The 13,187-nt window shown below is 72.4% G+C and carries 11 protein-coding genes and 1 tRNA gene; 8 read left to right on the top strand and 4 right to left on the bottom strand.

Features of this window, described 5'->3' with window-relative positions:
• Positions 1-4 precede the first annotated feature (4 nt).
• Both QSK03_RS26710 and QSK03_RS26705 read left to right on the top strand, forming a co-directional pair.
• Entirely contained in the window at positions 5-790 is a 786-nt protein-coding gene (locus QSK03_RS26710; protein ID WP_285658409.1) for an MBL fold metallo-hydrolase, read from the top strand.
• A 38-nt stretch (positions 791-828) separates the two neighbouring features.
• Entirely contained in the window at positions 829-2,334 is a 1,506-nt protein-coding gene (locus QSK03_RS26705) for a flavin-containing monooxygenase (RefSeq protein WP_285658407.1), read from the top strand.
• Here QSK03_RS26705 and QSK03_RS26700 read toward each other — a convergent pair.
• Together QSK03_RS26700 and QSK03_RS26695 are read right to left on the bottom strand one after the other, a co-directional pair.
• Positions 2,283-3,287: an enoyl-CoA hydratase/isomerase family protein gene (locus tag QSK03_RS26700; protein WP_285658405.1), complete on the bottom strand. Its 1,005-nt coding sequence runs from the start codon at positions 3,285-3,287 to the stop codon at positions 2,283-2,285. The two genes, QSK03_RS26705 and QSK03_RS26700, sit on opposite strands and share 52 nt — an antisense overlap.
• A 92-nt stretch (positions 3,288-3,379) precedes the next feature.
• On the bottom strand, positions 3,380-6,289 hold the full coding sequence (locus QSK03_RS26695) for an AfsR/SARP family transcriptional regulator (RefSeq protein ID WP_285658403.1): 2,910 nt from the start codon (positions 6,287-6,289) through the stop codon (positions 3,380-3,382).
• A 163-nt stretch (positions 6,290-6,452) separates the two neighbouring features.
• Between QSK03_RS26695 and QSK03_RS26690 the strand changes: the two genes are divergently transcribed.
• The 6 genes from QSK03_RS26690 (at position 6,453) to QSK03_RS26665 (ending at position 12,803) form a co-directional block, all read left to right on the top strand.
• Entirely contained in the window at positions 6,453-7,001 is a 549-nt protein-coding gene (locus QSK03_RS26690) for an HdeD family acid-resistance protein (RefSeq protein ID WP_285658401.1), read from the top strand.
• A complete protein-coding gene (locus QSK03_RS26685) occupies positions 6,998-7,927 on the top strand; it encodes an alpha/beta hydrolase (protein WP_285658400.1) in 930 nt (309 codons plus the stop codon). The genes QSK03_RS26690 and QSK03_RS26685 overlap by 4 nt, the downstream gene beginning before the upstream one ends.
• A complete protein-coding gene (locus tag QSK03_RS26680) occupies positions 7,924-8,244 on the top strand; it encodes a YrhK family protein (RefSeq protein WP_502872225.1) in 321 nt (106 codons plus the stop codon). The genes QSK03_RS26685 and QSK03_RS26680 overlap by 4 nt, the downstream gene beginning before the upstream one ends.
• A gap of 62 nt (positions 8,245-8,306) precedes the next feature.
• Entirely contained in the window at positions 8,307-10,010 is a 1,704-nt protein-coding gene (locus tag QSK03_RS26675) for a CocE/NonD family hydrolase (protein ID WP_285658399.1), read from the top strand.
• 25 nt (positions 10,011-10,035) lie between these two features.
• Positions 10,036-11,871 (top strand): CocE/NonD family hydrolase, encoded by a 1,836-nt coding sequence (locus tag QSK03_RS26670; protein WP_285658398.1) that lies wholly within the window; start codon positions 10,036-10,038, stop codon positions 11,869-11,871.
• 32 nt (positions 11,872-11,903) lie between these two features.
• Entirely contained in the window at positions 11,904-12,803 is a 900-nt protein-coding gene (locus tag QSK03_RS26665) for a haloalkane dehalogenase (RefSeq protein ID WP_285658397.1), read from the top strand.
• A 151-nt stretch (positions 12,804-12,954) separates the two neighbouring features.
• Here QSK03_RS26665 and QSK03_RS26660 read toward each other — a convergent pair.
• Positions 12,955-13,027, bottom strand: a tRNA-Ala gene (locus tag QSK03_RS26660).
• A gap of 5 nt (positions 13,028-13,032) precedes the next feature.
• A complete protein-coding gene (locus tag QSK03_RS26655; RefSeq protein ID WP_285658395.1) occupies positions 13,033-13,146 on the bottom strand; it encodes a DLW-39 family protein in 114 nt (37 codons plus the stop codon).
• Between the last annotated feature and the right edge of the window lie 41 nt (positions 13,147-13,187).

Here is a 13,187-nt window from a genome sequence, read left to right as displayed (position 1 = left end):
ATCGATGTCCGAGGTCCGAGGCCACCAGGTGGCGGACGACGTGTTCGTGTTCACCGGTACCGCCGTGAACTGGGTGCTCATCCGGGAGGGCAGCGAGCTCACCCTCGTGGATGCCGGCTGGCGCGGCGACACCGAGCAGGTCGAGCGATCGATCCGGTCGCTGGGCCGGGAACCGCAGGATCTCCGCGCCGTCGTGCTCACCCACGCGCACGCCGACCACTCCGGGGCTCTCAACCACCTGCACGACACCTACGGGGTGCCGCTGTACATGGACTCCGCCGAGGTTCCGAACGCGGTGGGCACGGTCGACGAGTCGGGCGGCCCCCTCGACGTCGCGAAGATCCTCTACCGGCCGCGTGTCGCGCTCTGGGCGGCCCAGATCGTCGGTGTCGGGGCCCTGCGCCACGTCACCGTGCCCGACGCCCAGGCCTTCCCGCAGGAAGCCGGCCCCGACGACGGCCCCGACGACGGCGCCCTGGACCTGCCCGGTCGACCGGTCCCGGTCGCCACCCCCGGGCACACCTCCGGGCACACCAGCTACCTCCTGCCGTCCGCCGGCGTCCTGATCAGCGGCGACGCGCTGGTCACCGCGCACCCGACACTCCCCGACGTCGTCGCGCCCCGGCTGCTGCCCGGCTTCTTCTCGAACGACCAGGACAGCGCCGTCCGTGCGCTGAGCACCCTGCGCACGGTCGACGCCGACACCCTGGTCCCCGGCCACGGGCCGACCTGGCACGGCCCGATCAGCCGGGCGGTCGACGAGGCGCTCGACCACGTCAGCGAGCACTAGGGGGGACGCGTCCCGGCTACTCGAGAGGAACAGCGGTTGTGAGCGACACCGACAGCACCGTCGTCGAACCGACGGTGGCGATCATCGGCGCGGGCTTCGCCGGCGTGTGTCTGGGCATCAAGCTCAGCCGGGCCGGCATCCCGTTCGTCGTCCTGGAGAAGGCATCGGCGGTGGGCGGCGTCTGGCGCGACAACGTCTACCCCGGCGCCGCCTGCGACGTCCCGTCGCACCTCTACAGCTACTCCTTCGAACCGAGCCACGACTGGTCACGCGCCTTCGGCCAGGCCGGCGAGATCCGCAGCTACATCGAGACGTGCGCGCGCAAGTACGGGGTGCTCGACCACGTGCGCTACGACAGCGAGGTCACCGCCGCGTCCTTCGACGAGCACCGCGGGCGGTGGCGGGTCACCGTGGCCGACGGCACCGAGGTCGAGAGCCGCTTCCTCGTGCCGGCCACGGGGCAGCTGAGCCTGCCCGCCGAACCGAGCGTGCCCGGCCTGGACAGCTTCGAGGGCACGGCGTTCCATTCCGCGCGCTGGGATCACGACGTCGACCTCACGAGGAAGCGGATCGCCGTCATCGGCAGCGGCGCCAGCGCGATCCAGTTCGTCCCGCAGATCGTCGGCGAGGTCGACCGGCTCTCCCTGTTCCAGCGCTCGGCGCCCTACGTGCTGCCGAAGCCCGATCGCCCCTACTCACCTCTGGAGAAGTACGTCTACCGGAACTTCCCGGCGACCCTGGCGACCAGTCGTACCCGCAAGTACCTGTACTACGAGGCGCGGGTCATCCCGATGACCAAGGGTCGCGGCCTGCGGTTGATCAGAGGCCTCTTCCGACGCCACCTGCGCAAGCACGTTCCCGACCCGCAGCTGCGGCGCCGCCTGACCCCGACCTACCCGCTCGGCTGCAAGCGCGTCCTGATCTCCAACGACTGGTATCCCGCGATCACGCGCCCGAACGTCGAGGTGCTGTCCACGGGGCTGGCCGAGGTCCGGCCGCACGCCGTGGTCGGCGCCGACGGCAGCGAGCGGAAGGTCGATGTGATCATCTTCGGCACCGGCTTCGCGGCGAGCGACCTCCTCGCCCCGATGGCGATCACCGGCCTCGACGGCGTGAACCTCCGCCGCGACGCGTGGCGCGACGGGCCCGAGGCCTACCTGGGGATGACCGTCACCGGCTTCCCGAACATGTTCATCCTCTACGGCCCGAACACGAACCTCGGGCACAACTCGATCATCTACATGCTCGAGAGCCAGACGGACTACGTGCTCAGCGCGATCCGGCACCTCGGCGTGCACGGCCACGGCTGGGCGAACGTCCGACCCGAGGTGCAGGCCCGGTACAACGAGGAGATCCAGCGGCTGCTGTCCGGCACGGTGTGGGAGTCCGGCTGCACCAGCTGGTACCGGTCCGCGAACGGCAAGAACACCAGCAACTGGCCCGGCTTCACCACCGACTACCGCAAACGCACCCGCTTCTTCGACGCCGGCAACTACGAGGTGCGCCCCGCCGTCGAACCGACCGCCTCCTCGTCGCGGCGCTGACCCGCCCCGGCGTTCATGTCGAGCGCCGTCCCGTCACGCCACGGCTCGAGATCGGTGAGGAACGTGGAGTCACCGGACGGGTCCTGGCGCCGTAGCCAGCAGCGGAGCGCCGCGCGCGTGACCCGGGTGGAGAGGCCGATCATCTGGTCGACGGCCTCCCGGGTCAGGCTCTCCGACAGCGGGACGTCGTCGTGGAAGACGGCCTTCTGCGCAGCGACGACCGATCGGGGTCGTCGGGCGTACCGGGCGGCGAGCTCCTGGGCGGCCGCGAGCACGTCGCCGTCCACGACGGAGTTCACCAGGCCCACCTCGGACGCCTCGGCCGCCGTGATCGCCCGTGCCTCGAGCATGAGCTCCAGGGCGCGCACCGGTCCGATCACCTTCGCCAGCTGCTGGCCGCCGAAGGTCGTGGTCAGCCCGATCGTCAGCTCCGGGAGCATGAAGTGGGCGTCCGCCGACGCCAGGCGTACGTCGAAGAACGTCGACACCTCCAGCCCGCCGCCGCCGCACGGCCCGTCGACCGCCGCGATCCACACCGCGGGCGAGCGCAGGATCGCCTCGCATGCGGCGTGGAAGCGGGCCAGCAGCCCCAGCGAGGCCAGGGGCGTCCGATCCAGCAGCCGTCGCGCCGGCCCGCCACCCACCGCCGAGATCGTCTTGATCACCCGGACCGCCAGGGACACCGGCGCCCGTGGGAGCGTCGGCGGGAGGGTCTCGGCGCTGTGCAGGAGGTCGGCGATGTCGAAGTGGGTGATGTAGCGACCGGGCACGCCGCCCGTGAGGATCACGGCGCCGACGCCGTCGTCAGCGTCCACAGCCGCGACGAGCCGGACGAGATCGTCCTGCATCGCCGCGGTCATGTAGTTGAACGGCGGGGACACGACGCGCACGGTCAGGACGCGGCCGTCCTGCTCGCACCGCAACGTCGCGAGATCCAGATCGGCTGTGCGCATCGGCGCGACTCCTCGGCTCCGTCGGTCATCCGGGCCGAGCGGCCCGGCACCGGGGCACGGTCGCGCGTCTGACTCCAGTCCGACTCCAGTGGCTACTCGGCCTCCAGCACCTCCGCGACCGACAGGCGCTCGCCGTCCTGCCAGGCCTGCTCGTACTCGGCGCGGGAGAGCCGCTCTCGGGTGATCTCCTCGAGCGAGTGGGTGAGCTCCCATCGCGGCCAGGTCAGCGCCGCGCGGCGGTTCTCGGCGCGGGCCGCGGCGTAGATCGTCGCGGCCCGTCGGTAATCCCCGGCCTGGGCGGCGAAGTTGGCGCGGACCTCGAGAGGACTCCCCACGCCCCCGGTGCCCAGCCGCGCGTAGCCGTGGACCAGTCGTCGGAACCACGGGATGCCCTTGTCCGGGTCCGCCGTCAGCATCGCCACGAGCATGGGCGGTGCCGCGGACACCCAGGTCGCCATGACGTTCCCGGCGACGCTCGCGCGCTCGTGGACGCGTTCCGAGTCGCGGACCGCCTCCTGCCAGCGGCCGGCGGCGAAGGCCGCCGAACAGCCGACGGCGGCAGCAACGAGCTCGAGCTCCGGATCGCCGGTGTCGTCGACGACCTGGCGGAGCCGCTCGTGCACCACCGCGATCAGCTCGACCGCGGCCGGCATCCAGGCCGCCGGCACGAAGGCCGAGGAGATGAGACGGACCAATCCCTCGCCGATCTCGACGAGGTCCTCCGGCGCCGCCGCGGGCAGGTCGTCGAGGGCGCGCTCGACGTGCGGTCGAGCGAGGTCGATCCGTGCCCGCAGGGCCAGCGCCGCGCCGAGCGCCAGCCGGACCGACACGGAGTCGACGGGCCGACCGCCCTCGGGGCCGTCGGGGGCGCCGCCGTGGACGACGTCGTAGGCGAGCTGGAGCCAGCGGGTGCCCTCGAGCACCCGTGCGCGGTAGTACCAGTAGGTCCCGAGGCGAACCGCGATGTGGGCGCCCCGGACGTCGGGCTCGTCGATGAGGTGCCGGGACAGGGTGGCCCGGACCGTGGCGTAGCCGTCGTCGAGCGCGTGGAACCACTCGATCTCGTCGGGATGTCCCAGGCGGGGCCGCGCCGCGGCCAGCGCCGCGGTCCACGCGTCGCGGCGGTCGATGATCTCGGCTTCTTCGCCCGCGTCGACCAGCGCACGGTGTGCGTGCGCGCGGACGGTCGCGAGCTGGCGGAACGTCGTCGACCCGTGGCTGCGTCGCGCGCTCTGCGCGCTCAGCATCGAGCGGTGCACCAGCTGGGCGAGGAGGTCGTCCGCCCCCGCCGGCCCGTCCACCACCTCGCCGAGCACCGCGGCCGCCATCGAGCTGGTGAACGGCCCCGGCAGGACCGCGATCCGCCGGTGGGCGACCTGTTCGGGCACCGTCAGCATCCGGTGGCTCCACTCGATCGCGGACTGCACCGTGCGGCGGTGGTCGTCACCGACGCGCCCCAGCCGGCCCAGCCGACCGGGGTCGGCCGAGACCTGCGCCGCGATGTCGTCGAGGGTGTGGCTGCGGACGCGGGCGGCGGCGAGCTCGATCGGCAGGGGAAGCCCGTCGAGGGCCGCACAGATGTCCACGGCGCGGTCGAGGACCTGGTCGTCGACCGCGAGCGTCGGCGCCGCCGCGGCCAGCCGCTGCAGGAACAGGGCGACGGCGGGGGCCGCGGCGCGGTCGGTACCGGCGTCGTCGGGTGGCAGCCGGAGGGGATCGAGGGTCCAGATGGTCTCGCCGGCGACGTCGATCGGCTCGCGACTGGTGGCGAGGATCCCGCACACCGGCCGGGCGCTCGGGTCGACGCTGTCGGCGAGCGCTGCGTCCACGATCCGGGCGACCGCGGGCAGGAGGTGCTCGCAGTTGTCGAGGACGAGGAGGACCCGGCGGGCGCGCAGGTAGTCCCCGAGGTCCTCGAGCGGCGTCGACCCCGCCGTGGCCGCGAAACCCACCGTCGAGACGACGGTCTCGACGACGAGGTCGTCGTCCGACACCGACGCGAGGTCGACGAACCACACGCCGTCACCGAATGTCGGGGCGGCGAGGCGGGCGACCTCGATCGCCAGCCGCGTCTTGCCGCACCCGGCGGCTCCGGCGACCGTCACCAGCCGGCGTTCCCGCACGAGCTGCGCGAGCGCGGGCAGCACGTCCTCGCGGCCGATCAGCGGCGTCAGAGCGGCCGGCAGGTGCACCTCGGGCCTACGCCCGGCGGCCGGTGTTCGGCGGGCCGGAGCCGGCGCGGCCAGCCCGGCGTCGTCGTCGAGGATGCGGCGGTGCAGGGTCCGGAGCTCCGCGCCGGGCTCGGTGCCGACCTCCTGCATGAACAGGCGATGAGCGTCCCGGTAGCTCTGCAGCGCCTGTTCGCCACGACCGCTGCGATGGAGCGCCAGCATCTGCTGCGCCCGCAGCGGCTCGCGGAACGGCATCGCGGCGATCAGCGGCTCCACGTCGGAGAGTGCCTGGTCGAGTGCCCCGGCCTCGACGAGCGCCTCGATCCGCCGGGCCTCCACCTGTCCGTGCAGCTCGTCGAGGCGGGCGACGGCCGGTTGCGCCCACGGGCGCTCGGCGAGCGGGCCGTACGGGCGACCACGCCACAATCCCAGCGCCTTGTCGGCACGAACCACGGCCGCGCCCGCGTGCCCGGCGGCGATCAGGTCCCGGACCTCGCCGGCGAGCTCGGAGAACAGCAGCGAGTCCACGCCGTGGGCCCCGGCCACGAGGCGGTAGCCCCCGGCGTCATTGACCAGCACCGTCGGCGGCTGCCGTGGGCTGCGACCCGGCTCGAGGAGCTGTCGCAGACGCCAGATGTGCGAGTCCAGGCTCGAGGCGGCCCCAGGAGTGAGGCGCTCACCCCAGGCCGCGTCCATCAAGGCGTCGACCGAGACACGACGGTTCACGTTGATCGTCAGGAGCGCGAGCATCGCGGTCGCTCGCAGCCCGGCGACCGGGCGCTCGTCGGCATCGACGGCCACGGCGATGGCGCCGAGGTCCCGCACCCGCATCAGTGGAGGTTAGCCGTCACAACGAATCGCGGAGAAGGGATCGTGAGGCCCCGGAGTGGGCGCGGGCGCCGCACCCGGGCCGGACTGGAGTCGGACCGGAGAGCGGGTGGAGTCGCCGCCGGCAGCTTTCGGAGGTGATGACTCCAGCTGCGAGGAGAAGGACATGCCGAGGAACCTGAGACGGGTCCTGATCGTGCGCGGGGTCCTGGCCGTGGTGCTCGGGGTGCTCGCCATCGGCTGGCCGAGCATCACCCTCGGCGTCGTCGTCCTCCTGTTCGTCGTCTCCGCGTTCGTGGCGGCCGGGTCCGACCTGGTGACGGCCGTCCAGGTGGAGGGCATCGGACCCACACTCGGCCACCTCGCGCTGGCCGCCCTCTCCGCTCTGGCCGGTCTCGCTGCCCTGCTCTGGCCCGGTGCCACGGCGGTGCTGCTGAGCTGGGTCGTCGCGTTCTGGGCGCTCGCCGCCGGCATCGGCGAGATCGTCCTGGCCACACGGCACGGGTTGACGCCGGGCCGCCGCGCGATCTGGGTGGCGGGCGGACTCGTGTCGGTCGCCCTCGGCCTCGCTCTCGCGCTGCTCCCGAGCATCGATCCCCTCTCCCTCGGCGTCACGTTCGGCCTGTTCAGCACGGTCTACGGGATCACGGTCCTGACCCGGGTCGTCAGGGCCGGCGGGTCGCACTCCGCCGTGGCCGCCGGGAGCACCTCGTGACCGGGGGCTGTCGGCGTATCGAGGTCTCCTTCCCCTCTGGCGACGCCTCCTGTGCGGCGTGGCTCTACCTCCCCGATCCGGCCGCGACAGCCCGACCCGACGCGCGGCGGCCGGTCGTCGTCCTCGGCCACGGCCTCGGCGCCACCCGCGACATGAGCCTCGACGCCTTCGCCGAGGACTTCCGCGCCGACGGCTACGCCTGCGTCGTCTTCGACTACCGCCACTTCGGCGACTCCGGAGGCCAGCCGCGGCAACTCCTCGACATCGAGCAGGAGCTCACCGACTGGTCGTCGGCGATCGCTTATGCCCGCTCGCACCCCTCGTGCGATCCGGAGCGCGTCGTGCTCTGGGGCAGCTCCTTCGGTGGCGGACACGCCCTCACCGCCGCCGCCCGCGACGGGAACGTCGCCGCCGTCGTCGCCCAGTGCCCGTTCACCGACGGCATCGCCTCGATACTGCGCCACGACCCCGTCGCCTCGATGCGGGTCGCTGCCCGCGCTGTCCGCGACGTCGTCGGCGCGGCCCGGGGACGGGCGCCGGTCACCGTCGGCCTCGTCGGTCGTCGCCGCAGCGCCGCGCTCCTGACGGCGCCCGACGCGCTCCCCGGCTACGCCGCACTGCTGACCCCGGGGACCACGTTCCGCAACGAGGTCGCCGCGCGGTTCGCCTTCCAGCTCCCGCGGTACCGGCCGGGTCGGCGACTCCGCGAGGTGCGGTGTCCGGTGCTGCTCTGCCTGTGCAGCGAAGACTCGGTCGCGCCCACCGCCCGGACGCGGCGGTATGCCGCCGCCGGCACCCGGACGCGACTCCACGAGTACCCCTTCGGGCACTTCGCGATCTACCTCGACGGCGAGCGCGAGGTCGTCCTGCACGACCAGCTGGAGTTCCTCCGCCGCGAGGTCCCGATCGAGAGCGGGGCCGCGTGAACGACGGCGCTCGCCGGGCCCGCCGGCACGAGAAGCACCAGAGGACCCCGCTGCTGCTCGCGATCAGCCCGCGGGAGCGGACGATCCGCGAGCGCTACGAGCTCCTCAGCATCGTCAACGACATCTTGATCGCCGTCTGGTTCCTGGTCGGCAGCGTCCTGTTCTTCACCCCGCAGACGACGTGGGCCGGCACCTGGCTGTTCGTCCTGGGCAGCGTCGAGCTCCTCGTGCGCCCGATGATCCGCCTCACCCGGTGGCTGCACCTCCAGCGACTGTTCGACCTCTCGGCCGCGCCCGCCGACGAGCCCGACTTCTGATCGCCCCGGCCGCCGGGACCAGCCCTCCCGTCAACCCTTCGAGCTTCGTGAACGAGGTCGCCATGTCCACCACCCACGTCGCCGGCGTCGAGCCGGGACAGCGCCCGCTCAACGGTCCCCAGACCACCGGGCGCGACTACCGCAACCTCTCGGCTGCCGAGTTCGGTGTGCGGCGCGAGAACGACGTCCGGATCCCGACACGGGACGGCACGGTACTGCTCGCCGACGTCTACCGCCCGGACACCGACCGTCAGGTCCCCGCGCTCGTCGCCGCGGCGCCCTACCCGCGTCAGATCCAGGACCTGGGTGCCCCGACGGGGATCATCGAGGCCGGCATCAGCGACTTCTGGGTGCCCCGCGGCTACGCGCACGTGATCGTGAACCTGCGCGGGATGTGCGGCTCGGAGGGCACCTGGACCTTCTTCGACTCCCAGGAACGCCTCGACCTCCACGACATCGTCGAGTGGGTCGCCGAGCAGCCCTGGTGCGACGGGCAGGTCGGCATGATCGGCATCAGCTACTACGCGATGGCGATGCTCGCGGCCGCGGTCGAACGCCCCCCGCACCTCGCGGCGATCTTCCCCTTCCACGCCACGATCTCGGGCTTCGAGTTCGCCAACCACAACGGGCTCTACAGCTCCGGGTTCATGGACTCGTGGTTGTCCGCCCTGGCGCTGGTGGCCCCCCGCAACCGAGCCTTCCGCAGCCCGCTGGTGAGCCTGGCCCGCCGCGTCCTCGCGCTCCCGCGCGTGCACCGCCGGTTCGCGACCTTCAACGGCGAGGCCGCCCTGGCCGGGCTCGAGAAGGTCCAGCACCTCCCCCACGCCGAGCACCCCTGGGACGACCTGCTCCGCGCCTGCGGCCACGAGCACCCGGTCCGGGACGCGTGGTGGGACGACCGCGAGCTCGTCAGCCGCCTCGCCGCCATCGACATCCCGGTCTACCTGGGCACCGAGTGGACCAACGTGCCGATGCACCTGCCGGGGACGCTCGCCGCCTGGGAGCAACTGGCCGACAAGCCGAACGTGCGACTGGCCCTGCTCGGTGACCACGGCCTGCCATGGCCGTGGGAGAGCATGCACGTCGAGGCCCTGGCGTGGTTCGACCAGTGGCTCAAGGGCCGCGACACCGGGATCCTGGAGGGTCCGCGGATCCGCTACGTGCTGCCCGGTGCCGACGGGTGGCGCACCGCCGAGGAGTGGCCGCCGACGGCCGACCTCATCGAGCTGGCCCTGCAGGCCGACGGGCGACTCGCTCCGGACCCCGGCGCCGACGCGGCCGGCGAACGCAGCTACGACAGCGCGTACGGGCGCGTGGCCTGGACCACGGCCCCGCTGTCGGAGGACCTCGACGTGCTCGGCCACGGCGAGCTGGCCCTCACCGCGACGAGCACCGCCGAGGACACCGGATGGATCGTGCTGCTCGAGGACCTCGCCGTCGACGGCACCGCCACCCCCATCACCCAGGGCTGGTTGCGGGCCGCGCTGCGCGAGGTCGACGAGCAGAAGAGCGTCCCCGGGCGCCCGATCCTGCCCGTGCGCCGCGCGGTCCCGATCCCGATCGGCGAGCTGGTCGAGTACCGCATCCCGCTCGTGCCGGCCGCCCGCCGCTTCGCCGCCGGCCACCGCATCCGGCTCACCGTGACCAGCGACGACACCGTGCCGGGCAGCCGCCCGATGCTCGGTTTCACCCACACCCCGGTCGCTTCCACCGCCACCAACACCGTGCACGCGACCTCGCGGCTGCTGCTGCCCGTCGCCCCGTGAACCAGCTCGAGAGGCAGGGATCATCATGACCGACCAGACGAGCCCGGCGCGCACCGTCGCCTCGGCCGGGACCGGGCCCGGTGAGCGGCAGCTCAACGGGCTGCAGACCTCCGGCCGCACGTACCGCGACCTGAGCGAGCCCCGGTACGCGATCTCGCGGACGAACTCGATCACGATCCCGGTCCGGGACGGCACCCGGCTGCGAGCCGACGTGTTCCTGCCCAGTGGCGGCGAGCCCGCCACGACGCAGAGCGTGGACGGATCGGTCCGCGATGACACCGACGGTATCGCCGCGCCGGCGCTGTTCTCGTTCACCGCCTATCCGCGGCAGGTCCAGGACCTGGGCGCGCCGTTGGGGTTCATCGAGGCGGGCGCCAGCGACTTCTTCGTCCCCCGCGGCTACGCCCACGTGATCGTCAACGCCCGGGGCACGGCAGGCTCGGAGGACACCTTCGGGCTCTACGACGGCCAGGAACACGAGGACGTCTACGACGTCGTGGAGTGGATCGCCGACCAGCCGTGGTGCGACGGCGCCGTCGGCGGGGTCGGCATCAGCTACTTCGCGATGGCCCAGCTCGCTGCGGCGGCCCTCCGGGCGCCGCACCTCAAGGCGATCTTCCCTTACGCGACGCTGGACGACCTCTACGACGCGGTCTGGCACCGCGGCGTGCTCAGCTCCGGGTTCTTCGCCTCGTGGATGTCCGCGGTCGGGGCGATGGCCGCCGTGCCGGACGACTTCTGGCGCGGCCACGGCGTCGGCTTCGCGCGTCGGTTGCTCAACACCCCGCCTGTGCACCGGCAGATGGCGCACGTCACCGGCGACACCGCCGCCAAGGTCCTCGGGTCACTGAACCGCACCCACTACGCCGAGGAACCCTTCGGGCGCCTGTGGCAGGAGGGCGCGATCGAGCACCCCACCCACGACGCCTGGTGGGACACCCGCTCCGTGCGCCCGGCGCTGGCCGACATCGACATCCCGGTCTACCTGGGGTGCGAGTGGGACAACGCGCCGATGCACCTGCCCAGCACCTTCCCGGTCTGGCGAGCCCTCGCCCACAACCCGCACGTCCGGATGGCCCTCCCGGCCGAGGATGCCCTGGCCTGGCCGTGGGAGAGCATGCACGTCGAGGCGCTCGCCTGGTTCGACCAGTGGCTCAAGGGCCGCGAGACCGGGATCGACGACGGGCCCCCGATCCGCTACGTCATCCCCGGCACCGACCAGTGGCGCACCGCCGAGCAGTGGCCCCCGGAACAGACCACGCTCGTGCCCTACGCGCTCCGCGCCGATGGCATCCTCTCCCCCGACGAGGGCGACGCCGGATCCCGCAGCTACCTGTTCATCGCGCCGGAGGTCGGCCGTCCCCGCAACGCCGGCGCGCCCGTGCTGCCCGACCGCCTGTCGTGGCAGACCGAGGCGGCGGCCGAGCCGATGGACGTCGTCGGCGACATCGAGCTCGACCTCGACGCCGAGATCACCGCCCTGGACACCGCGTGGATCGCCGTGCTCTACGACCTCGCCCCCGACGCCACCGCCACGCCGATCACCGCGGGCTGGCTGCGCGCCACGCTGCGCAGCGTCGACGAAGTGGCGAGCCGGCCCGGCAGCCCGGTGATCCCGTGCCGCGAGCCCGCCGCGGTGCCGGTCGGCCGGGTCGTCCGCTACCGGATCCCGGTCGTGCCCAACGCCCGCCGCATCGAGCCCGGGCACCGGCTGCAGCTCGTGCTGGCCAGCCACGACGACGGTCCCGACGGCCCCACGGTGCTCGGCTTCGTGCACAGCCCGATCGCGGAGTCCAGCCGCAACACCGTCCATTCCTCGTCGCGGCTCCTGCTGCCGATCCTGCCCGCCGACGAGGCGTGACCGAGCACCCCGACCATCACAGGAGACAGACCGTGACCACGGCATCGACACCTTCAGCCACCGATTCCCACCCCCGCCGGCGCGTCGCGGTCGACGGGCTCGAGATGTCCTACGTCGACACCGGTACCGGCGACCCGATCGTCTTCCTGCACGGCAACCCGACGTCGGCGTACCTGTGGCGCAACGTCATCCCGCACGTCGCGGACCTGGGACGTTGCCTGGCGCCGGACCTGATCGGGCACGGCGACTCGGCCAAGGCGCCCGAGTACAACTACCGCTTCGTCGACCACGTGCGCTGGCTCGACGAGTGGTTCGACGCCGTCGGCGCCACCACGAACGTCCACCTCGTCGTCCACGATTGGGGCTCGGGCCTCGGATTCCACCGGGCGAAGCGCTTCCCCGACCAGATCGCCTCGATCACGTACATGGAAGCCCTGGTCCAGCCGCGACCGTGGGAAGGCTTCGGGGACGGGGAAGCGATGTTCCGCGCGCTGCGGACCGCCCGGGGCGAGGACATGGCGCTGGGCGACAACATCTTCGTCGAGGACGTCATCCCCGGGACGGTCCTGCGCACGATGACCACCGAGGAGATGGAGGTCTACCGGGCCCCGTACCCGACCCGGGAGAGCCGCATCCCCACCCTGCTGTGGGCCCGGGAGATCCCTGTCGAGGGCGAGACCCGGCCAGCCGACATGGTCGACATCGTCACCGACTACGCCGCCTTCATGAAGAGCTCGCCGATCCCGAAGCTGTTCGTGCGCGCCAACCCCGGGAACATCCTCCACGAGCCCGGCGTCGAGGTCGACCACTGCCGCACGTGGTCCAACCAGCACGAGGTCGAGGTCCCCGGCATCCACTTCCTGCAGGAGGATTCCCCCGACCAGATCGGGCAGGCGCTCCGTGAGTTCCTCGGAGGCCTGAAGTCCCGGTGAACTGACCTGCTTGCACCATCACCCCCTGACGGTCATGTGACCGCCCGTCGATGGATGAGGCTGGAGTCGACGACGACCACCGCCTCGATTTCGCGTCACGTCCGGACACGGAAGATCACGAAAGACAGCCGTCATTGCAGGTCACGATAGGTGGAGACGAAGGGAATCGAACCCTCAACCCCCGCCTTGCAAAGGCGGTGCTCTGCCAATTGAGCTACGTCCCCTGGCGTCAGGACGAGGTGGTCGCCTCGTGCCAGACGTTCCTGGTGGGTCGCTGTTCGCGCTGGCGCCGCAGCACCAGCACGGCCCCGGCGGCCACGGCGAGCGTCACGAGTGCCTTCACCGCACCCCTTTCCCACGACGACCCAGTCCACGGTACCGCAG

The organism is Actinomycetospora sp. NBRC 106375 (assembly GCF_030269665.1).
GTDB lineage: Bacteria > Actinomycetota > Actinomycetes > Mycobacteriales > Pseudonocardiaceae > Actinomycetospora.
Note: the sequence above shows the minus strand (reverse complement) of the source record. Positions and strands in the feature narration are given on the sequence as shown.

Bases quoted from the DNA above. Each gene is read 5' to 3' on its own strand.
- QSK03_RS26710 (WP_285658409.1), top strand. From the start codon at position 5: ATGTCCGAGGTCCGAGGCCACCAGGTGGCGGACGACGTGTTCGTGTTC.
- QSK03_RS26700 (WP_285658405.1), bottom strand. From the start codon at position 3,287: ATGCGCACAGCCGATCTGGATCTCGCGACGTTGCGGTGCGAGCAGGAC.
- QSK03_RS26695 (WP_285658403.1), bottom strand. From the start codon at position 6,289: ATGCGGGTGCGGGACCTCGGCGCCATCGCCGTGGCCGTCGATGCCGAC.
- QSK03_RS26690 (WP_285658401.1), top strand. From the start codon at position 6,453: ATGCCGAGGAACCTGAGACGGGTCCTGATCGTGCGCGGGGTCCTGGCC.
- QSK03_RS26675 (WP_285658399.1), top strand. From the start codon at position 8,307: ATGTCCACCACCCACGTCGCCGGCGTCGAGCCGGGACAGCGCCCGCTC.
- QSK03_RS26670 (WP_285658398.1), top strand. From the start codon at position 10,036: ATGACCGACCAGACGAGCCCGGCGCGCACCGTCGCCTCGGCCGGGACC.